At 72.6% G+C, this 18,930-nt stretch carries 22 protein-coding genes and 1 pseudogene; 17 read left to right on the top strand and 6 right to left on the bottom strand.

Annotation, left to right across the window (positions count from 1 at the left end; all coding sequences use genetic code 11):
- The first annotated feature begins 96 nt into the window (after positions 1-96).
- The 6 genes from ACFWPI_RS07470 (at position 97) to ACFWPI_RS07445 (ending at position 5,452) form a co-directional block, all read left to right on the top strand.
- A complete protein-coding gene (locus tag ACFWPI_RS07470; RefSeq protein ID WP_380375711.1) occupies positions 97-948 on the top strand; it encodes a sensor histidine kinase in 852 nt (283 codons plus the stop codon).
- Positions 945-1,679, top strand: a complete 735-nt coding sequence (locus tag ACFWPI_RS07465) for a response regulator (protein ID WP_380375713.1) — start codon at positions 945-947, stop codon at positions 1,677-1,679. Before ACFWPI_RS07470 ends, ACFWPI_RS07465 begins: the two co-directional genes overlap by 4 nt.
- Positions 1,680-1,847: 168 nt before the next feature.
- A complete protein-coding gene (locus ACFWPI_RS07460) occupies positions 1,848-3,053 on the top strand; it encodes a cytochrome P450 (RefSeq protein ID WP_380424650.1) in 1,206 nt (401 codons plus the stop codon).
- Between the two features lie 126 nt (positions 3,054-3,179).
- Positions 3,180-4,337, top strand: coding sequence for a type III polyketide synthase (locus tag ACFWPI_RS07455; protein ID WP_380375715.1), 1,158 nt, complete (start codon positions 3,180-3,182; stop codon positions 4,335-4,337).
- Positions 4,334-4,918, top strand: a complete 585-nt coding sequence (locus tag ACFWPI_RS07450) for an NUDIX hydrolase (RefSeq protein WP_380375717.1) — start codon at positions 4,334-4,336, stop codon at positions 4,916-4,918. Before ACFWPI_RS07455 ends, ACFWPI_RS07450 begins: the two co-directional genes overlap by 4 nt.
- A 111-nt stretch (positions 4,919-5,029) precedes the next feature.
- Entirely contained in the window at positions 5,030-5,452 is a 423-nt protein-coding gene (locus tag ACFWPI_RS07445; RefSeq protein ID WP_380375718.1) for an SHOCT domain-containing protein, read from the top strand.
- Between the two features lie 119 nt (positions 5,453-5,571).
- Here ACFWPI_RS07445 and ACFWPI_RS07440 read toward each other — a convergent pair whose 3' ends face one another.
- A complete protein-coding gene (locus ACFWPI_RS07440; protein ID WP_380375719.1) occupies positions 5,572-8,052 on the bottom strand; it encodes a Tex family protein in 2,481 nt (826 codons plus the stop codon).
- A gap of 167 nt (positions 8,053-8,219) precedes the next feature.
- Between ACFWPI_RS07440 and ACFWPI_RS07435 the strand changes: the two genes are divergently transcribed.
- Together ACFWPI_RS07435 and ACFWPI_RS07430 are read left to right on the top strand one after the other, a co-directional pair.
- Positions 8,220-8,657 carry a PPOX class F420-dependent oxidoreductase gene (locus tag ACFWPI_RS07435; protein ID WP_380375720.1) on the top strand — a complete coding sequence of 146 codons (438 nt, stop codon included), beginning with the start codon at positions 8,220-8,222 and terminating at the stop codon, positions 8,655-8,657.
- 64 nt (positions 8,658-8,721) lie between these two features.
- A complete protein-coding gene (locus tag ACFWPI_RS07430; RefSeq protein WP_380375721.1) occupies positions 8,722-9,621 on the top strand; it encodes an aminoglycoside phosphotransferase family protein in 900 nt (299 codons plus the stop codon).
- On the opposite strand, the gene ACFWPI_RS07425 is transcribed toward ACFWPI_RS07430, so the two are convergent.
- Both ACFWPI_RS07425 and ACFWPI_RS07420 read right to left on the bottom strand, forming a co-directional pair.
- The gene (locus tag ACFWPI_RS07425; protein WP_380375723.1) at positions 9,622-9,774 is read right to left on the bottom strand and encodes a hypothetical protein; all 153 of its coding nucleotides are present in this window, start codon (positions 9,772-9,774) and stop codon (positions 9,622-9,624) included.
- A complete protein-coding gene (locus ACFWPI_RS07420; RefSeq protein ID WP_380375725.1) occupies positions 9,741-10,130 on the bottom strand; it encodes an ATP-binding protein in 390 nt (129 codons plus the stop codon). The genes ACFWPI_RS07425 and ACFWPI_RS07420 overlap by 34 nt, the downstream gene beginning before the upstream one ends.
- Positions 10,131-10,240: 110 nt before the next feature.
- Here ACFWPI_RS07420 and ACFWPI_RS07415 point away from each other — a divergent pair, with 110 nt between their 5' ends.
- From ACFWPI_RS07415 to ACFWPI_RS07390, 6 genes are all read left to right on the top strand, one after another.
- Positions 10,241-11,341, top strand: a complete 1,101-nt coding sequence (locus ACFWPI_RS07415; protein WP_380424647.1) for a Scr1 family TA system antitoxin-like transcriptional regulator — start codon at positions 10,241-10,243, stop codon at positions 11,339-11,341.
- A gap of 83 nt (positions 11,342-11,424) precedes the next feature.
- Entirely contained in the window at positions 11,425-11,925 is a 501-nt protein-coding gene (locus ACFWPI_RS07410) for a DUF6232 family protein (RefSeq protein WP_380375726.1), read from the top strand.
- Positions 11,922-12,245, top strand: coding sequence for a hypothetical protein (locus ACFWPI_RS07405; RefSeq protein ID WP_363619038.1), 324 nt, complete (start codon positions 11,922-11,924; stop codon positions 12,243-12,245). Before ACFWPI_RS07410 ends, ACFWPI_RS07405 begins: the two co-directional genes overlap by 4 nt.
- A gap of 98 nt (positions 12,246-12,343) precedes the next feature.
- Positions 12,344-12,985, top strand: coding sequence for a TetR/AcrR family transcriptional regulator (locus tag ACFWPI_RS07400; protein WP_380375728.1), 642 nt, complete (start codon positions 12,344-12,346; stop codon positions 12,983-12,985).
- Positions 12,986-13,057: 72 nt separating this feature from the next.
- Entirely contained in the window at positions 13,058-13,573 is a 516-nt protein-coding gene (locus ACFWPI_RS07395; protein ID WP_380375729.1) for a tyrosine-protein phosphatase, read from the top strand.
- Between the two features lie 148 nt (positions 13,574-13,721).
- Positions 13,722-13,982 (top strand): hypothetical protein, encoded by a 261-nt coding sequence (locus tag ACFWPI_RS07390; protein ID WP_380375730.1) that lies wholly within the window; start codon positions 13,722-13,724, stop codon positions 13,980-13,982.
- A 75-nt stretch (positions 13,983-14,057) separates the two neighbouring features.
- Here ACFWPI_RS07390 and ACFWPI_RS07385 read toward each other — a convergent pair whose 3' ends face one another.
- Positions 14,058-14,987, bottom strand: a complete 930-nt coding sequence (locus ACFWPI_RS07385) for a pentapeptide repeat-containing protein (RefSeq protein ID WP_380375732.1) — start codon at positions 14,985-14,987, stop codon at positions 14,058-14,060.
- Positions 14,988-15,154: 167 nt separating this feature from the next.
- Here ACFWPI_RS07385 and ACFWPI_RS07380 point away from each other — a divergent pair, with 167 nt between their 5' ends.
- Entirely contained in the window at positions 15,155-15,874 is a 720-nt protein-coding gene (locus ACFWPI_RS07380; protein WP_380375734.1) for a GNAT family N-acetyltransferase, read from the top strand.
- Here the strand turns inward: ACFWPI_RS07380 and ACFWPI_RS07375 are convergent.
- Entirely contained in the window at positions 15,781-16,644 is an 864-nt protein-coding gene (locus tag ACFWPI_RS07375; protein ID WP_380375735.1) for an SGNH/GDSL hydrolase family protein, read from the bottom strand. The genes ACFWPI_RS07380 and ACFWPI_RS07375 overlap by 94 nt on opposite strands.
- A gap of 146 nt (positions 16,645-16,790) precedes the next feature.
- Positions 16,791-17,144: pseudogene (locus ACFWPI_RS07370) on the bottom strand (winged helix-turn-helix transcriptional regulator); the annotation flags it as partial.
- A 96-nt stretch (positions 17,145-17,240) separates the two neighbouring features.
- Between ACFWPI_RS07370 and ACFWPI_RS07365 the strand changes: the two are divergent.
- Both ACFWPI_RS07365 and ACFWPI_RS07360 read left to right on the top strand, forming a co-directional pair.
- A complete protein-coding gene (locus ACFWPI_RS07365) occupies positions 17,241-18,455 on the top strand; it encodes a pyridoxal phosphate-dependent aminotransferase (protein ID WP_380375737.1) in 1,215 nt (404 codons plus the stop codon).
- Positions 18,456-18,486: 31 nt separating this feature from the next.
- Positions 18,487-18,819, top strand: coding sequence for a YnfA family protein (locus tag ACFWPI_RS07360; RefSeq protein WP_063347058.1), 333 nt, complete (start codon positions 18,487-18,489; stop codon positions 18,817-18,819).
- Positions 18,820-18,930 lie beyond the last annotated feature (111 nt).

Below are 18,930 nucleotides of genomic sequence, written 5' to 3'. Positions count from 1 at the left end.
CCCCCGGATGATGTCGATCATGGCCTGGGCTGGGAAACTGGCGGTGTGTGGGGGACGGGGACGAACTGGGCCGCCGTAGCGGTGGCGAGTGCGGCGGTGGCGGGTACGACGGTCGCGGGGGCCGGCTGGCTGGGCGTCGCGCTCGCCCGGGCGCGGCGGCTGCACCGGGCGGCCATCGGCGAGCGCGGCTGGCTGCTGGAACGGGAGCGGGAGAGCGCCGCCCGTACCGCCGTGGACGCCGAACGGGCGCGCATCGCGGCCGAGTTGCACGACATCGTCAGCCACAACGTGAGTCTGATGGTGGTCCAGGCCGGGGCCGCGCGCGAGGTGATCGCCACCATGCCCGCGGAGGCGGCGGCGGCGATGGGCGCCGTCGAGGCCGCCGGGCGCGACGCGATGACCGAGCTGCGGCACCTGCTCGGGCTGCTCGCCCCCGCCGCCGACGGCACCGAGGAGGAGGAGGCGGACGGTTTCGCGCCGCAGCCCAGCCTGAGCCGGCTCGGGCCGCTGATCGACCGGTTCGCCTTCGCCGGGCTGCCGGTGGAGGTGCGGATCTCGGGCGAGCCGAGACCGCTGCCCGGCGGCGTCGACGTGACGGCGTACCGGATCATCCAGGAGGCGCTGACCAACGCGCTCAAACACGGGGACGGGGTGACGGCCGAGGTGACGGTGCGCTACGCGGACCACTACCTGCGGGTGGAAGTGCTCAACAGCGGGCCGAGCGTACTGGCGGGCGCCCACGCCGCGCCCGCGCAACCCGCCGACGCCGTGCCCGCGCAGCCCACCGACGCCGTGCCCGCGCGGCCCGCCCGGCCGGCCGACGGCGCCGGGCGCGGGCTGCTCGGCCTGCGCGAGCGCGTCGCCGTGTACGGCGGCGACCTCGACGCCCGGCGCCGGCTCGGCGGCGGCTACCGGGTCCGCGCCCGCATCCCGCTGGACCGGCCGTGACCGGGGCCGAGGTGCAGCGGGGGCCGGAGCAGCAGCCGGAGCGGGAGCGCCGCCCCCGGGTGGTGATCGCCGACGACCAGGAGCTCGTCCGCACCGGCTTCCGGATGATCCTCACCGCGCGCAGCATCGACGTGGTCGCCGAGGCCGCCGACGGCGCCGAGGCGGTGGCGGCCGCCGTCGCGCACCGGCCCGACGTGGCGCTGCTGGACATCCGGATGCCCGGCATGGACGGCCTGGAGGCCGCCCGCCGGATCCTCGCCCGGGCGCCCGGCTGCCGGGTGATCATGCTGACCACCTTCGACCTCGACCACTACGTCTACGCCGCCCTCGCCGCCGGGGCCAGCGGCTTCCTGCTCAAGGACGTCACCTCCGCCCATCTCGCCGCCGCCGTGCGCCTGGTGGACACCGGGGACGCCCTGCTCGCCCCCTCGATCACCCGGCGGCTGGTCGAACGCTTCGCGGCCGGCGCCCCGCGCCCCGCCCCCGGCGCCGACGGCCCGCCGCTGCACCGCAACCTCGCCCCGCTCACCCCGCGCGAGGCGGAGGTGCTGGCGCTGCTCGGACGCGGGCTGTCCAACGCCGAGTTGGCGGTGGAACTGACGCTCAGCGAGTCGACGGTGAAGACGCACGTCGCCCGGATCTTCGCCAAGCTCGATCTGCGCGACCGGGCCCAGGCGGTCGTCCTCGCGTACGAGACCGGGCTGGTCTCACCAGGGGGCAGTGTCAACTGATGTTCAGTCAACTCCCTTGATTCGCATGACAATCATCTAGCTAACTCGTTAGAGGTAACTCCCGGTCCGATTCACATTTTTGCCATTTCATGGGGGAACATCTCTCTGTCCGCGCCCGAACGAGAAATGACCGTTCGGGCGGCATTTTCAAGACATTTGGACAGGCCCGTGACTACCTCCGCCCCCGTGTGGGACTGCCCCTTCAACCACACCGACGGCCTGGAGTTCGACCCGCTCCTCAAGCGGCTGCTCACCGAGGCCCCGATCGCCAGGATCCGGCTGCCGCACGGCGAGGGCGAGGCCTGGCTCGCCACCCGCTACGAGGACGTCCGGATCGTCACCACCGACCGGCGGTTCAGCCGCGCCGCCGGCATCGGGCGCGACCTGCCCCGGATGACGCCCGCCCCGATCGCCCAGGCCGAGGCGATCAACCTGATGGACCCGCCGGGCCACAACCGGCTGCGCCGCCTCGTCGCCCAGGGCTTCACCAACCGCCAGGTCGAGCGGATGCGCCCGGCCACCCAGCGGATCGTCGACGGCTACCTCGACGAGATGGCCGAACACGGCTCCCCCGCCGACCTGGTGCACTTCCTCTCCAGCCGGCTCCCGCTCACCACCATCTGCGAACTGCTGGACATCCCCGAGCAGGACCGCGCCGAACTGCGCGGCCACGCCGTCGCCATGATGACGATGGGCCCCGGCAGCCGGGCCGGCCAGGAAACCGCCAAGGCCGCGCTGCGCGGCTACTTCACCGAGCTGACCGCCGCCCGCCGCGCCCACCCCGGCGAGGACCTGATCAGCGCCCTCGCCACCGCCCGCGACGGCGACGAACTGCTGGACGACCAGGAGCTGGCCGTCATGGCGATGGTCCTGCTGGTCACCGGCCACGACACCAGCACCTACCAGCTCAGCAACATCACCTACACCCTGCTCACCCACCCCGAACAGCTCGCCAAGCTGCGCGCCCAGCCCGACCTGCTGCCGCGCGGGCTGGAGGAGCTGCTGCGCTTCATCCCGTTCCGCCAGGGCGTCGGCATCGCCCGGGTCGCCACCGAGGACGTCGAGCTGGGCGGCGTGCTGATCCGGGCCGGCGAGGCCGTCCACGTCTCCTACCTCACCGCCAACCGCGACCCGGCGATGTACGAGCGCCCCGACGAACTCGACCTCGACCGCGGCGCCCCCACCCACATGGCCTTCGGCCACGGCCAGCACCACTGCCTCGGCGCGCACCTGGCCCGGATGGAACTCCAGGTCGCCATCGGCACCCTGCTGCGGCGCTTCCCCGGCCTGCGGCTCGCCGTCCCGCCGTCCGAACTCGACTGGCACACCGGGTCGATCTGGCGCTACCCCCGCACCCTGCCGCTCGCCTGGTGACCTCCTCCCCGCGCCACCGGCTCCGCCACGGAGCACCGCGCGGCGCCCGTCCGACGCATCCGTAGGCCGCCTGCCCGGGCCGCTCGCCAGCCCGCCCGGCCAGGCCACCCAGGGGAGACCCGCACCATGGCAACACTCTGCCGCCCGGCCATCGCCGTACCCGAGAACGTCATCACCCTCGACCAGACCCTCGACCTGGCCCGCAGCCTGCACGCCGGCCACCCGCAACTCGCCCTCGCCCTGCGGCTGATCGAGAACACCGGGGTGCGGACCAGGCACCTGGTCCAGCCGATCGAGCAGACCCTCACCCACCCGGGCTTCACCGCCCGCAACGCGGTCTACGAGCGGGAGGCCAAGCTCCGCGTCCCCGAGGTGGTCGAACGGGCCCTGGGGCACGCCGAGTTGGGCGCCCGGGACATCGACCTGATCATCTACGTGTCCTGCACCGGCTTCATGATGCCGTCGCTGACCGCCTGGCTGATCAACGCCCTGGGCTTCCGCTCCGACACCCGCCAGATGCCGATCGCCCAGCTCGGCTGCGCGGCCGGCGGCGCCGCCGTCAACCGCGCGCACGACTTCTGCCGCGCCTACCCGGGCGCCAACGTGCTGATCGTGTCCTGCGAGTTCTGCTCGCTCTGCTACCAGCCGACCGACCTCGGCGTCGGCTCGCTGCTCTCCAACGGCCTGTTCGGGGACGCCGTCGCCGCCGTGGTGATGCGCGGACACGGCGGCACCGGCGTGCACGTCGAGCGCAACGGCTCGCACCTCGTCCCGGACACCGAGAACTGGATCTCCTACGGGGTCAAGGACACCGGCTTCCACTTCCAGTTGGACAAGCGGGTGCCCGGCACCATGGAGATGCTCGCCCCGGCGCTGCGCGGCCTGGCCGTCGAACACGGTTGGGACGTCTCCGGGTTGGGCTTCTACATCGTGCACGCCGGCGGCCCGCGCATCCTCGACGACCTCTGCCACTTCCTCAACCTGGAGCCGGCCACCTTCCGGTACAGCCGCGCGACGCTGACCGAGCGCGGCAACATCGCCAGCGCCGTCGTCTTCGACGCGCTCGCCCGGCTGTTCGCCGACGGCGGCGTGGCCGACGGCACCACCGGCCTGATCGCCGGTTTCGGGCCGGGCATCACCGCCGAGATCTCGCTGGGGAGTTGGGTCGGCGAGCCGGTCGAGGCCGCCCGCCGACGGCCGCGAGCCATCTCCACCTCGGACATCACACTCGTCCATCCGAGCGCCCCCCGGCGTTTCCCGGCCGGCACTACGATCACCGAATGACCGACACCACGCACCAGGCGGACACCGACGACAGATCCGCCGAACTCGCCACCCTCTTCCCCGCGTTGCACGCCCCGCAGTACTGGACCTGGGGCCGGTACGACGCGCTGTTCTCCACCGTGCTGCCGCCGGACGAGCTGGTGACCAACATCCACCTGGTGGGCTTCACGGACGACAAGGTGGTCCTCTGCCGGGACGACCGGGACCACTGGTTCCTGCCCGGCGGCACCCGGGAGCAGGACGAGAGCATCGCCACCTGCCTGGCGCGCGAGCTGCGCGAGGAGGCCGGCGCCCGGCTGCTCGGCGAGCCGGACTGGCTCGGCGCGCACCGCTGCCGCACCGAGGACCCGACGCCGTACCGGCCGTGGCAGCCGCACCCGGAGAAGGCGTGGCTGTGGGGCTGGGCGGAGGTCGCGGTGGACTCGGCGCCGACCAACCCGGCGGACGGCGAGCAGGTGGTCGAGGTACGGGCGGTGCCGGCGGGCGAGGCGCAGCGGCTGCTGCTGGCCGGGCACGACGCCTGGTGGGGCGAGCTGATCGGGCTGGCCGTGGAGCTGCGGCGGCGGGCCGGGCGGGGCTGATCCCCCGCCCCTCCGAGCCCCCTCTCCGAGATATTCCCGCCGGGCCGGAAGACCACTGGAACGGCCGAACAACAGAGAGCATTGTCCGTTTTGCGGTGATATGACTCGGCCATGGACACCAACATGCTGGCCGTGGACTACCCGGTGCTCAACATCTTCTGGACGATGCTGGAGCTGTTCCTCTGGATCCTCTGGTTCTTCCTGCTGTTCAAGATCATCACGGACATCTTCCGCAGCCACGACCTGGGCGGCTGGGCCAAAGCCGGCTGGCTGCTCCTGGTGATCGTGCTGCCGCTGATCGGTGTGCTGGCCTACGTGATCGCCCGAGGGAAGTCGATGAGCGAGCGGGACGCCGCCCAGGTCCGGCAGAGCGAGGCCGCCGTCAAGGCCTACATCCGGGACGCGGCCGGAACCGGCGCACCCGGGGGCAGCGGCAGCCACGTGGACGACCTGGCGAGACTGGCGGACCTGAAGGAGAAGGGCGCCATCTCCGAGGAGGAGTACCAGAAGGCCAAGGACAAGCTCCTGGCCTGACCTGACCGGCCCGACCCGCACGGCGGCCGGGGCCGGCGGACGCGCAGACGTCCACCGGCCCCGGCCCCGGCCGCGGCGGTCAGCCGCTCAGCACCTCAGCGCCCCAGCGCCCCAGCCGCTCAGCGCCGCCCGGAGCGGCGGTCACCCGAGGCGTCGCCGCCGGTCAGGCCCGCACGGCGCAGCGCGTCCGCCATCGCGCTGTTCGCCAGCGACGTGCCGCCACCCGAACCGCCCGAACCGCCGGAGCCGCCGCCCTGGCCGCGCCGGTCCTGGCCGCCGCCCCGGCGCTCCTGGCGCGGCGGGCGGGCCTGCCGCTCGCCGCGGTCGCCGCCCCGGCCACGGTCACCACCGCGCTCGCCCCGGTCACCGCGGTCGCCGCCCCGGTCGCGACCGACCTCGTCGTCCAGCCGCAGGGTCAGCCCGATGCGCTTGCGCGGCACGTCCACCGAGACGACCCGGACCTTCACGATGTCGCCCGGCTTGACCACCTCGCGCGGATCCTTGACGAAGGTCCTCGACAGCGCCGAGACGTGCACCAGCCCGTCCTGGTGGACGCCCACGTCGACGAAGGCGCCGAACGCGGCCACATTGGTGACCACACCCTCCAGCACCATCCCGACCTCCAGGTCGCCGATCTTGTCGACGCCCTCCTTGAAGGTCGCGGTGCGGAACGCCGGGCGCGGGTCGCGGCCCGGCTTGTCCAGCTCGCCGAGGATGTCGGTGACGGTCGGGATGCCGAAGACCTCGTCGGCGAAGTCGCCCGGGCGCAGGGCCCGCAGCCGTTCGCCGTTGCCGATCAGCCCGCCCAGCTCCCCGCCGGTGGACGCCAGGATCCGGCGCACCACCGGGTACGCCTCGGGGTGCACGCTGGAGGCGTCCAGCGGGTCGTCGCCGTCGGGGATGCGCAGGAAGCCCGCGCACTGCTCGAAGGCCTTCGGGCCCAGCCGGGAGACGTCCTTGAGCTGTCGGCGGGTGCGGAACGGGCCGTTGGCGTCGCGGTGGGCCACGATGTTGTCGGCCAGCGTGCCGGTGATGCCGGAGACCCTGGTCAGCAGCGGCGCCGAGGCGGTGTTGACGTCCACGCCCACGGCGTTGACGCAGTCCTCGACCACCGCGTCCAGCGAACGGGAGAGCTTCACCTCGCTCAGGTCGTGCTGGTACTGGCCGACCCCGATCGACTTCGGGTCGATCTTGACCAGTTCGGCCAGCGGGTCCTGGAGGCGGCGGGCGATCGAGACCGCGCCGCGGATCGACACGTCCAGCTCCGGCAGCTCCTGCGAGGCGAAGGCGGAGGCCGAGTAGACCGAGGCGCCCGCCTCGCTGACCATCGCCTTGGTGAGGTTCAGCTCGGGGTGGCGCTTGAGCAGGTCCTCGGCGAGCTTGTCCGTCTCCCGAGAGGCGGTGCCGTTGCCGATCGCCACCAGGTCGACGTCGTGCTTCTTCGCCAGCGCGGCCAGGGTCGCGAGCGCGGCGTCCCACTTGTTGGCGGGCTGGTGCGGGTAGATCGTGTCGTACGCGACGACCTTGCCGGTGGCGTCCACCACCGCGACCTTCACCCCCGTCCGGAAACCCGGGTCCAGGCCCATGGTGGCGCGGGTGCCGGCCGGCGCGGCCAGCAGCAGATCGCGCAGGTTGGCGGCGAACACCCGCACCGCCTCCTCCTCGGCCTCGGCCCGCAGCCGCGACCGCAGGTCGATGCCGAGCCGGACCAGGACGCGGGTGCGCCAGGCCCAACGGACGGTGTCGCCCAGCCACTTGTCGGCCGGGCGGCCGTGGTCGGCGATGCCGAAGCGGGCGGCGATCCGCCGCTCGTAGTCGTTCTCGCCGGGCAGATCGCCCTCCTCGCCGTCGTACGGCGAGAGGTCGAGGTCCAGCACCTCCTCCTTCTCGCCGCGCAGCATCGCCAGGATGCGGTGCGAGGGAAGCTTGGTGTACGGCTCGGCGAAGTCGAAGTAGTCGGCGAACTTGGCGCCGTCCTGCTCCTTGCCGCCACGCACGGTGGCCACCAGCCGGCCCCGGGTCCACATCCGCTCGCGCAGCGAACCGACCAGGTCGGCGTCCTCCCCGAAGCGCTCCACCAGGATCGCCCGGGCGCCCTCCAGCGCGGCGGCCGGCTCGGCGACGGACTCGTTCAGGAACCGGACGGCCAGCGCCGCCGGATCCTGCGAGGGATCGGCGAGCAGCGTCTCGGCCAGCGGCTCCAGGCCCGCCTCACGGGCGATCTGCGCCTTGGTGCGCCGCTTCGGCTTGAACGGCAGGTAGATGTCCTCCAGCCGGGCCTTGGAATCGGCGGCCAGCACCTGCGCGCGCAGCGCGTCGTCCAGCTTGCCCTGGGCCCCGATCGACTCCAGGACGGCCGCCCGGCGCTCCTCCAGCTCCCGCAGGTAGCGCAGCCGCTCCTCCAGGGTGCGCAGCTGGGCGTCGTCCAGGGAGCCGGTGACCTCCTTGCGGTAGCGGGCCACGAAGGGCACGGTCGCGCCGCCGTCGAGCAGCTCGACCGCGGACTTCACCTGCCCGTCGCGAACGCCCAGTTCCTCGGCGATCTTGCGCTCGATCGCCTGCTGGGCCTGCCGGGCCACCTGTTCGACTGGCGTGGTCACGAAGCCGGTCACCTTCTCCTTCAGTGCTTTCGCCGTACGCCCTGCATTCTGGCAGGTGCCGGGGACAGCTCCCGGCCGCACCCGGGGCGGCCGGGCGTGGCGCCCTCCGCCCGCGACCCCAACCAGACTCAAGCAGTGCCCCGTTGCGCCTTCCTACGCTGACGCGCATGGACACCTCCCCCGCACTGGACGACTCCCGCCCGCCGGACGCCGGCCCCTCGCCGGACTCCGCCGCCCGGCTGGACGAACTCGCCGCCGCCAAGTACCTGCTGTTCACCACCCACCGCAAGAACGGCACCCCCGTGCCCACCCCGGTCTGGGTGGCGCGCGACGGCGACGCGCTGGTCTTCACCACCGTCACCCGCACCGGCAAGGTCAAGCGGCTGCGCAACCGCTCCGACGTGCTGGTCGGGCCGAGCGACATCCGCGGCACCCTGCTCGGCGAGCAGGTCCCGGCCACCGCCGTCCTCGACCCCGACCGCGCGCCCGCCTACCGGAAGCTGCTGCGCCGCAAGTACGGGCTGCTGTGCGCGATCGCGCTGACCGCGAACGTGCTGCGCTTCGGCAAGGGCGGGACGATCGGCGTGCGGGTCACGCTGAACTGAGGCCGGCCGTACGCATTCCGGGAATCCGCTGAAGGGCACCGATCCGCGCTGTACGCTGCCGGGCATGTGCGCTGCCACCCGGATGCACCCCGACGGACTGGTCATCGACGCGGCCCTGGTACGGCGGTTGATCTCCGCCCAGTTCCCGGACTGGGTCGGCCTGCCGGTCACACCGGTCACCTCCACCGGGACGGACAACGCGATGTTCCGCCTCGGGCCCGAACTCGCCGTCCGGCTCCCCCGGGTGGAATGGGCGGCCGGGGACGTCCGCCGCGAGAAGCAGTGGCTGCCCGCGCTGGCCCCCCGACTGCCACGGCCGATACCCGCCCCGCTCGCGGTCGGCCGGCCCGCCGCCGGCTACCCCTGGGAGTGGTCGGTGCTCCGCTGGTTCGAGGGCGCCAACCCGGTCGTCGGCGCCCTCGCCGCCCCCGGCGCACTCGCCCGCGACCTCGCCGCCTTCGTCAACGCCCTGCGCGCCGTCAACCCGGCCGGCGGCCCGGCCGGCCACCGCAGCGTCCCGCTCGCCTCCCGCGACGGCGCCACCCGCGCGGCCATCGCCCAACTCGCCGGAGCGGTCGACACCCACGCCGCAACCGCCCTGTGGGACAAGGCGCTTCGCCTCTCCGAGTACGCCGGCCCGCCCTCCTGGATGCACGGCGACCTCACCCCCGGGAACCTCCTGCTCGACCGGTCCGGCCGGCTCGGCGCCGTCCTCGACTTCGGCCTGATGGGCGTCGGCGACCCCACCGCCGACCTGATCGTCGCCTGGAACCTGCTGCCCGCCTCCGCCCGCCCTGCCTTCCGCGCCGCCCTCCGCGCCGATGACGCCATGTGGGCCCGTGGCCGCGCCTGGGCCTTCTCCATCGCGCTGGTGACGATCCCCTACTACCGTCACACCAATCCGGGCCTCACCGCCAACGCCCGTCACGTCGTCCGCGAGGTGCTCGCCGACCGCAGCACCTGATCAGTCCGCCGCGAGGCCGGCGATACCGACGCAGACCCGCTGGGCGGCGTCGGGCGCGGCGTCGACCTCGTCGACGAGGTCGAGCTCCCCCGGTTCGTCCAGCGCCGCTTCACCCTCGGCTACTGAGTGACGGGCGGGGCCAACCGGGCCCACGAGCGGCCCTCGGCGGGGTCGTACCCCCAGGCGGCGCAGAGCCGCCGCACCAGCCGAAGACCCGGGCAGTCCGGCCCCGCGCGGCCGGACTGCCCGATGGCGGTGACCTCGATCCAGAGGCCGGCGGGGGCGGAGTACTCGAAGAGCACGTCGATGAGGTGGTGTGCAGGGGGAGTCCGGACCGCACTGGCGACCAGCTCGGTGACGATCAACTCGCCGTCGCCCGCGTAGTGTTCACCGTCCTTGAGGTCGGAGAGGAACCCCCGGAGCACCACCCGGGCGGCGGTCGGCGAGGAAGGGTGTCGCGGGAGCGTGCACAGCTGATCGGCGAGGGCTCTGTCAAGGGCTTCGGGCATAGCGGTGCCACCTTTGGATGCATTGAGGATTTCGCGCGCGGGCAGGCCGCTTCGTGCACTCACTAGTGCGATTGCGCGATCAGTTCCATGATTAAGCATCGGCGATCACCGTGCCGGTGACGAGTGATCAGCCGGTTCCAGGGAACGTCCTGACACAGGGGGCCTGCGCCGTGACCCGCAAGAAGTCCACGAACCCAAACCTGCGATCGAGTGCGGGCGCCGTGTTCGGCGCGGTGCTGAAGCAGCTGAGAGAGTCGAAGGGGATGCCACAGGGCCAGCTGGCGGTCCTCATCCCGTGCAGCCGCCCGCACATCTCCCGCATCGAGGCCGGCACCCGCAACCCGCAGGAGGACTTCGTCCTCACGGCGGACCGACTGCTGGAGGCGGGCGGCCAGTTGATCGATCTCTGGAAGGAGATCGACTGGTACGCACGGGTGGAACACCCCGACTGGTTCCGACGCTACGCGGGCTACGAGAACAAGGCCTCGAAGATCGGCGAGTTCCAGGTGGCCCTCATCTCAGGACTCCTCCAGACAGAGGGGTACGCCCGCGCACTGCTTGGATCGGGTGACGCGGCGGGCAACCCCGAACTTGTCGAGGAGCTGGTGGTCTCACGTATCGCCCGCCAGCACCGACTGACGGCCCCTGGGGGCCCGCTCCTCATGGTCGTCCACTCCGAGGCCGCACTGCACTCGCTCATCGGCGGTCCCGAGGTGATGTACGAGCAGCTCGGCCACCTGTTGGCGGTTGGTCGGATGCCCAATGTCGTCATTCAGATCGCGCCGTTCAGCCTCGGCGAACGCATCCCGTTCGACACTCTCGTCTCCTTCCTCACCTCCCCTGACGGCCGGACGAGGCTCTATTCCGAGAGCCTGGACCAGGGACACTTCATCGAAGATCCCATGGAAGTCCAGCGCAAGCAGCGGGCCTATGATCTGCTCCAGGCGGACGCGCTGTCGCCGCGTGAGAGCGCCGATCGGATCCGCAGCGTCAGGGAAGGACTTCTCAACATGATCGCCACCAAGACCGACGCCCCATGGCGCAAGTCCAGCTACAGCGGTAACAACGGCGGCAACTGCGTCGAGGTGGCGACCACCCACCCCGGGCGGCTCGTCCGTGACTCGAAGGACCCCGAGGGCCCCGTCCTCGACTTCAGCCCCGTCGCCTGGCAGTCCTTCATCGACGCCGTCCGCACCGGCCGACTGCACTGACGGGGGCTGCCACCAGCGGTGGCCGTTGCTATGGTTCTCCCCGCCACTACGGGTAGGGGGACGACTTGGCACGCAGAAGCAGTGTGATCGACGTCAGAGTGAGCCGGCGGGTGCTGTGGGTGGGCGGCGACGCCTACCCGCTCCACAACATCGCCCGGGCCCGGCAGTTCCAGCTGCTGCCGCCCAAGCGCGCACGGGTGATCATCCGGTTCGTCCGGCAGGTGATCGGCCTGCTGGTGGCCACCACCCTCCTCGGTTCGCTGCTCGGGAGCGGCGCGAACCAGGAGACGACCAAGAACGTGATCGGCGTGGTGGCGCTCGCACTCTTCGCGGCCAGCCTCTACCGGCTGGTCAAGCGGCTGCAGATGCGCACGGTCTACCAGCTGATCATCGAGACCTCCAGCTCCTCGAACACGGCGGTGGTCAGCCACGACGCCCAGCAGGTCGGCAACCTGATCCAGCTGATCATGGAAGCGATCGACAACCCGCTGGCCGAGTTCGCCCTCCAGGTGGAGAACGTCCACATCGGCGACCAGATCAACCAGTACGGCGACCACAACACCGGAAAGAAGGTCAGCCTGTGAGCGGCGGCATCCACTTCGGGGACTCGGTCACCCAGCACGGCGACCACAACATCGGCATCATCAAGCACCAGGGTCCGGCCGACCCGCAGGCCGCGATGCGCGAACTCATCGCGGCCGTACGCCAGTTGCGCGAGCAGGTGCCGGCCGAGGACCGCGAGGTGCTGGACGAGTCGCTGGCGGACCTCGGCGGCGGGCAGGCCACCCCGCCCGCCACCCTGCGCCGCGCCCTGCGCAACATCTCCGGCGTCGCCGCCCTCGCCGCCGCCGGCGCCCCGGTGGTGGAATCGATCCGCCGCATCCTGGACTCGCTGAGCTCCTGAGCAGCGGGCAGCGCCCGGCAGACGACACGCAACCGCGAGTAAATGTCATACCGGGTCAGGAACCTGTCCGGGTCAAGGCCTGCTGCTAGCCTGACGCCATGAGCGGACTGCGGGAACGGAAGAAGGAGCGGACGCGGCGGGCGATCTCCGAGGCCGCGATCGCGCTCTTCCTGGAGCGCGGCTTCGACCCGGTCCCGGTGGCGGACGTCGCGGCCGCCGCCGAGGTGTCGAAGCCGACGCTGTTCAGCTACTTCTCCACCAAGGAGGACCTGGTCGTCCACCGGTTCGCCGACCACCAGGACCAGGCCGCCGGTGTGGTCCGCGGCCGGGCGGTCGGCGAACCGGTGCTGGCCGCCCTGCACCGGGACTTCCTGGACGGGCTCACCCGGCGCGACCCCATCACCGGGCTCAACGACGACCCCCGGGTCCTGGCGTTCAGCGATCTGGTGTACTCCACACCGAGCCTGAAGGCCCGGGGCGCCGAATACCTCGCCCGCGCCGAACAGTCCCTCGCCCGGGCGCTGCACGAGGCCCCCGACCTGGCCCCGCCCCGGCGCCTCACCGCCCCCCTCCTCGCCGCCCAGGTCACCGCCGCCCAGCGGGTCCTCGCCGAACACAACTGGCACCGGATCCGGGACGACGGCCAGACCGCCGACGAACTCCACTTCGAGGCCGCCACCAACGCCGACCGCGCCTTCGAACTCCTCACCGCCGGCTACGAAGGCGCCGCTGAGCGCTGAGGCACCACCGGACACCCGGGCACCGCTGGTTAGAGTGCCGCGCATGACAATGCGTCAGCTCACCTTCGAACGGTGCCCGACTACGAAGGGCTGGTCTACCACAACCTCTCGATCGAGCACCGCCCCTACGACCAGGCCGAGATCGACCCGGACGTCGACCCCTGGCGGTACCTCGCCGACCGCTTCGCCGAGGTCGCCGAGGACGGGGTGGAGGAGATCCGCGAGGCCCTGGAGGTGATCACCGCCGCCGAGGAGCCCGTGGCCTTCCACTGCGCCTCCGGCAAGGACCGCACCGGGCTCATCGCCGCCCTCGCCCTCACCCTGCTCGGCGTCTCCGAGGACGACGTCGCCGCCGACTTCGCCCTCACCGAGCTGGCCACTCCGCACCTCATCGCCGAGTGGCACGCCGCCCACCCCGGCCGCACCCTCCGCTGGCCCGGCTACGGACGCGCCCCCGAGACGGTCATCCGCCTCGCCCTCGCCGACCTCGCCACCCGCCACGGCTCGGTCGAGGACTACGCCACCGGCGCCCTCGGCCTCTCCCCCGCCCGGATAGCCGCCCTCCACTCCCGCCTGCTCACGGCCTGACCTCGCCTGAGGGGTAGTCAACGGCCAAGAAGGTGAAGGGAGTTCACTCGAACACAGGTTGACCTAAACATGTCATGTCGCGTTGCCTCCGCCTCCGCCGCGCTGCCAGGATCGGGCCACTGCCCAGACGAACCAACGGGAGAAAACCATGAGGATGCGTTCCGTTCTGCCCGTCGCCCTGCTGGCCGTGGCCGGCCTGTTCGCCGGCGCCAACACCGCCTCGGCGGCGGGGTACCCCGGCTACCAGTGCTTCAAGACCGCCGACCGCGTCGAGTACTGCAGCGACGCCAAGGTCAAGAACCACACGGCGGGCTCCAACTGGATCAAGACCTGCCCGGCCGACGTCGTGGCGCACATGGGCAAGCCGTACATCGCGGCGAAGCGCCCCTCCGCCGCGCACAGCTGTTAGCACCGGGCACCAGGAACACCGGGCCCGCCCGGCAGACACCTGCCGGGCGGGCCAGGTCGTTGCGGCGGGCGGCCGCTAGCGGCGGCGCGGGCCACCCGGGCGGCCGCCGTTGCGCGGCTTGCGGGGGGCGCGCGCACCGGTGGCGGCGGCCGCCGGGGCAGGGGCCGTGACGGGCCAGTGGGTGGGGCGGACGAGGGCAGCGGGCAGACGGGTGGTGGCGTCGCCACGGGCCGCGTTCAGCTGGGCCTGGGTGAGGAAGAGGGCCTCGGTGAGGTCGGCGCCGGAGAGGTCGGCGTCGCGCAGGTCGGCGCCGACGAGGTCGGCGAGGCGCAGGTCGGCCCCGCCGAGGTCGGCGGCGACGAGCAGGGCGCCGCGCAGGTTGGCCCCGCGCAGGTCGGCGCCGCGCAGACGAGCTCCGAAGAGGTCGGCGCCGCGGTGTTCGCGGCGGCGGGGGACGGCGGCGCGGACGAGTTCGCTGGCGCGCAGCAGCAGGTCGCTGACGCGCTGCCGGTGGGCGGGGACGTCGACGGCGAGGATCTCCTCGGGGGTGCCGCCGGCGAGCCGGTCGGTCTCCTCCAGGGCCTGCCGCAGGTCGGCGTGGACCGGGCGGGCGGGGGCGTAGCCGAGCGCCTCGGTGAGGTACCAGAGCAGTTCGTGGAGCTGGCGCACCACCGGGAAGACGTCGTACATGGGCTTGGCGTCGGCCGGCGCCTCGCGCCAGCTGCGGCCGCCGAAGGTGACCTGGGAGACGCGCTGCCCGGCGCCGAAGCAGTCGTAGACGGTGCAGCCCTGGAAGCCCCGGTCGCGGAGGCGTTCGTGGATGCCGCAGGTGAAGTCGGTCTGCAGGTTGCGGCACGCGCTGCCGGCGGCCTTGTCGACGGCGAAGTCGGCGCCGGCGCCGAAGGGCAGGGCGACGCAGCAGAGGCCGAAGCAGCTGGTGCAGTCGGAGCGCAGCTCGGTCGGCTGAGCCGCCGTGGGGTGCTGCGGCGGCTCGGTCTCGCGCACGTCGCGTGGTCCTTCCAGCGTGGGCACCGGCCGTCCGGTGCGTCGAACCGCCAAGCCTACTGGGCGCTGGTCACACCCACCCCACCCCCAGTAAGGTGTCAATCGGCAGTGCACCTATTACGAGGTGCGCCCATGGCGCAGTGCGCCCACGGCATACGGGGGTAGGAATGCAGGACCCGAGCATCAACGAGCTCGTCCGGATGTGGATCGCCGGCTGGAGCGTCTCGCGCGGCGCGGCCGAAGCGGTGGACGAGCCCTGGGGCTGGACGATCGACGTCGGCGTGGTCGGCCACGTCGCCCGGCACGTGCTGCCCGAGCCGACCGAGCCCGACGTCCGCAAGATCGCCGAGGCGACCACCGCACCGGGCACCTGGCTGAAGCTGTTCACCGAGGACGCCGTCGCCCGGCCCTGGCTGGGCCCGCAGTGGCGGCTCGACCAGCCGGGGTACCTGATGACCGTCCCGCTGACCGCCGATCGGCCCGAGGTGCCGGCCGGCTACACGGTGACCACCTGGACCCGGGGCGGGATCGTCCGGACCCTGGTCCGCACCGAGGCCGGACACCTCGCCGCACGCGGCCAGGCGGGCCTGGCCGGCCCCGTGGCCGTCCCGGACCAGATCCTGACCGCGCCCGAGCACCGGCGCCGGGGCCTGGGCGCCCTGGTGATGCGGACCCTGCAGAACGCCGGGCACCAGGCGGGCGCCGACACCGCCGTCCTGGTCGGCACCCCGGACGGCCGGGCGCTCTACACCGCGCTCGGCTGGACCACCCGCTCCCCGATGGCGAGCCTGTTCTACGAGCCCGCAGTCGAGCCCGCCGCCGAACCTGCGGCCGAACCCGTCGCAGAACCCACAGCCGAACCCGCAGCCGAGCCCGGAGCCGAGTAGGGCAGCAGCTCGGCCCGCTTCGGCGGCCGGCCGTCGCCGGAGGAGCGCCCGGTGAGCCGGCGGCCGATCCACGGCCCCAGGTGGCCGCCCAGCCAGCGGGCGTCGGCGCGCAGCCGCTCGGCCCGGCCGGGCGGGGCGGCGGGCGGCAGCGGGGCGCGCCAGTCGAAGGCGGCGGGGCGGCCGAGCGCCTCCAACACCCCTTCGGCGACCCGGCGGTGGCCCTCGGGCGACAGGTGCAGGCGGTCCTCGCCCCAGAGCCGGCGGTCGTCGAAGCAGGGAGCGGCGAACAGGTCGACGACGGCGACGCCCTCGTCCTGGCCGAGCTCGTGCACGAAGGCCTTCATCCGCAGGATGGCCGGGAGCAGCCGGGCGCTGCCCGCCATCCTGCGGGTCGGGTCGGTGCTGGTGAACAGCACCACGGTGGCGCCGGTGGCGCGCAGTTCCTCGGCGCAGCGGCCGAGCAGCCGCTCGACCCGGGCGATGTCGCAGCCGGGGCGCAGCGCGTCGTTGAGGCCGCCGACGAGGGTCACCAGGTCGGCGCCCATCGCGGTGGCGGCGGGGAGCTGCTCGTCGTGGATCTGGCCGATGAGCTTGCCGCGGACGGCGAGGTTCGCGTAGCGGAACCCGCCGTCACCCCCGGCCTCGGCGGCGAGCGCGTCGGCGACCCGGTCGGCCCAGCCCCGGTAGTGGCCGTCGGGCAGCAGGTCGTCGCACATGCCCTCGGTGAAGGAGTCCCCGACGGCGACGTAACTGCGGTAGGTGGTGGGCACGGGCGGTCTCCGCTCTCCTCCGATGGCTCCGTGGCCCGACGATGCTACGCGCGGCCGGTCCGGGCACCGGCATCGGACCCCGGCACCGGCACCGGCACCGGCACCTGACCCGCGACGGGCGCCCCGTCGTCCGCCGTGCGGGGGGTGAACCAGTGCTCGCGGACGGCGTCGGTGGGCCGCTGCTCGCCGAGGGCGGGCAGGCCCCACTCCCCCAGCGCCTCGATCACCGGGCGCAGTTCGCGGCCGCGTTCGGTGAGCTCGTAGACCGTGGCGTTGGCGGGCCGTTCGAGCCGGCGGCGCAGCGCCAGGCCGTCGCCCTCCAGCTGCTTGAGCCGGGCGGCGAGGATGTCGGTGGAGACGCCGGGCAGGTCGGCGTGCAGGTCGGTGTATCGGCGCGGGCCGCCGAGGAGTTCACGGACGATCAGGAGGCTCCAGCGCTCCCCCACCGCGTCCAGGGCGCGGGCGACGGCGCAGTACTGGTCGTAGCTTCGGCGTGACATGTGGATCAGCATAGCCAAAAGGTTGGACTTTCCAAGTGCCAACTTGGTAGAACAAAGCATCAGCAACGATGCGGTGGTGACGGTCGGGAGGCCGCAGTGGAGTTTCGGCAGTCCAGCAAGCTGAACAACGTGTGCTACGAGATCCGCGGCCCGGTGGTCGACCAGGCCAACGCCCTGGAGGAGGCCGGGCACAGCGTGCTGCGGCTGAACACCGGCAACCCGGCGCCGTTCGGCTTCGAGGCGCCCGAGGAGATCATCCAGGACATCATCCGCAACCTGCCCAAGGCGCACGGCTACAGCGACTCGCGCGGCATCCTGCCCGCCCGCCGCGCGGTGGTGCAGTACTACCAGCAGCGCGGCGTGACCGGGGTCGGCGTCAACGACGTCTACCTCGGCAACGGCGCCTCCGAGCTGATCCAGATGGCCGTCACCGCGCTCGTCGACGACGGCGACGAGGTGCTCGTCCCGATGCCGGACTACCCGCTGTGGACGGCCGTGGTCCGGCTGGCCGGCGGCAAGGCCGTGCACTACCTGTGCGACGAGCAGGCCGACTGGTACCCGGACCTCGACGACATCGCCGCCAAGATCACCGCCCGCACCAAGGCCATCGTCGTCATCAACCCCAACAACCCCACCGGCGCGGTCTACCCGAAGGAACTGCTGGAGGGCATCCTCGACCTCGCCCGCCGCCACCAGCTGATGGTCCTGGCCGACGAGATCTACGACAAGATCCTCTACGACGACACCGAGCACCACTGCCTCGCCGCCCTCGCCGACGACGTCCTCACCCTCACCTTCAACGGCCTCTCCAAGGCCTACCGGGTGGCCGGCTTCCGCAGCGGCTGGCTGGTCGTCTCCGGGCCCAAGCAGCACGCCACCGACTACCTGGAGGGCCTGACCATGCTCTCCGGCATGCGGCTGTGCCCCAACGTGCCCGCCCAGTTCGCCGTCCAGGCCGCGCTCGGCGGCCACCAGTCCATCAACGACCTGGTGCTGCCCGGCGGCCGGCTCACCGAGCAGCGCGACGTCGCCTTCAAGGCCCTCAACGAGATCCCCGGCGTCAGCTGCGTCAAGCCCAAGGGCGCCCTGTACGCCTTCGCCCGGCTCGACCCGGCGGTGCACCGGATCGTCGACGACGAGCAGTTCGTGCTGGACCTGCTGCTCCGCGAGAAGATCCACGTCGTCCAGGGCACCGGCTTCAACTGGCCCCGCCCGGACCACTTCCGCTTCGTCACCCTGCCCCGCGCCGACGACCTGGAGACGGCCATCAACCGCATCGGCCGCTTCCTCGCGACGTACCGGCAGAGCTGAGCGCACCCGACACGTCCTAGGCTTGTCGGCCATGACCGTCCTGCGTTCCGTCGCCCTGTTCGTCGTCGCCGCCCTCGCCGAGATCGGCGGCTGCTGGCTGATCTGGCAGAGCGTTCGCGAGCAGCGGCCGTGGTGGCTGGCCGGGCTGGGGGTGGTGGTGCTCGGCGGGTACGGCTTCGTCGCGGCGCTCCAGCCGGACAGCCACTTCGGCCGGGTGCTGGCCGCGTACGGCGGGGTGTTCGTCGCCGGGTCGCTGCTCTGGGGCGTGGTCGTGGACGGCTTCCGGCCGACCCGCTACGACGTGGTGGGCGCGCTGGTCTGCCTGGCCGGGGTCGCGGTGATCATGTACGGGCCCCGGCGCTGAGCGCACCGGGCCCGCCACGCACTGGGCCCTCCACGCACGGGGTCGTCCACGCACGGGGCCCCGGCGTCGAGGTGCGGACTCCTCGACGCCGGGGCCCGGCAAGCCGGTTCG

This window comes from Kitasatospora sp. NPDC058492 (assembly GCF_042720685.1).
GTDB lineage: Bacteria > Actinomycetota > Actinomycetes > Streptomycetales > Streptomycetaceae > Kitasatospora.
The sequence above is the reverse complement of the archived record's forward strand: the minus strand, read 5'-3'. Positions and strand labels throughout refer to the sequence as shown.

Excerpts from the sequence above, each read along its gene's own strand:
- ACFWPI_RS07455 (WP_380375715.1), top strand. The coding sequence starts at position 3,180 with ATGGCAACACTCTGCCGCCCGGCCATCGCCGTACCCGAGAACGTCATC.
- ACFWPI_RS07450 (WP_380375717.1), top strand. The coding sequence starts at position 4,334 with ATGACCGACACCACGCACCAGGCGGACACCGACGACAGATCCGCCGAA.
- ACFWPI_RS07445 (WP_380375718.1), top strand. The coding sequence starts at position 5,030 with ATGGACACCAACATGCTGGCCGTGGACTACCCGGTGCTCAACATCTTC.
- ACFWPI_RS07435 (WP_380375720.1), top strand. The coding sequence starts at position 8,220 with ATGGACACCTCCCCCGCACTGGACGACTCCCGCCCGCCGGACGCCGGC.
- ACFWPI_RS07430 (WP_380375721.1), top strand. The coding sequence starts at position 8,722 with ATGTGCGCTGCCACCCGGATGCACCCCGACGGACTGGTCATCGACGCG.
- ACFWPI_RS07420 (WP_380375725.1), bottom strand. The coding sequence starts at position 10,130 with ATGCCCGAAGCCCTTGACAGAGCCCTCGCCGATCAGCTGTGCACGCTC.
- ACFWPI_RS07400 (WP_380375728.1), top strand. The coding sequence starts at position 12,344 with ATGAGCGGACTGCGGGAACGGAAGAAGGAGCGGACGCGGCGGGCGATC.
- ACFWPI_RS07390 (WP_380375730.1), top strand. The coding sequence starts at position 13,722 with ATGAGGATGCGTTCCGTTCTGCCCGTCGCCCTGCTGGCCGTGGCCGGC.
- ACFWPI_RS07380 (WP_380375734.1), top strand. The coding sequence starts at position 15,155 with ATGCAGGACCCGAGCATCAACGAGCTCGTCCGGATGTGGATCGCCGGC.
- ACFWPI_RS07360 (WP_063347058.1), top strand. The coding sequence starts at position 18,487 with ATGACCGTCCTGCGTTCCGTCGCCCTGTTCGTCGTCGCCGCCCTCGCC.